This is a genomic window from Xanthomonas arboricola (assembly GCF_003353015.1).
Taxonomy (GTDB): domain Bacteria; phylum Pseudomonadota; class Gammaproteobacteria; order Xanthomonadales; family Xanthomonadaceae; genus Xanthomonas; species Xanthomonas arboricola_E.
The window spans coordinates 1-257 of sequence record NZ_QREM01000022.1 but is presented as its reverse complement, the minus strand read 5'-3'; the positions used below and the strand labels follow the sequence as shown (position 1 = coordinate 257).

The window sequence follows — 257 nt, the reverse complement described above, 5'->3', positions numbered from 1 at the left end:
CCTGACCCTGGTCCAGCAGCTTGCGGAACATTTCCACGCCGGTGACGGTGGTCTTCTGGGTGTCGCGGATACCGACGATTTCGATTTCGTCGCCGACCTTGATGATGCCGCGCTCGATACGACCGGTCACCACAGTGCCGCGGCCGGAGATCGAGAACACGTCTTCGACCGGCATCAGGAACGGACGGTCGACGTCGCGGGTCGGCTCCGGAATGAACGAATCCAGCGCCTCGACCAGCTTCAGGACTGTCTCTTAT

At 61.5% G+C, this 257-nt stretch carries 1 pseudogene; it reads right to left on the bottom strand.

Going from position 1 to position 257, the window contains the following annotated elements:
- Positions 1–247 (bottom strand): annotated as a pseudogene (locus tag C0541_RS20550) (EF-Tu/IF-2/RF-3 family GTPase); the annotation flags it as partial.
- Positions 248–257 lie beyond the last annotated feature (10 nt).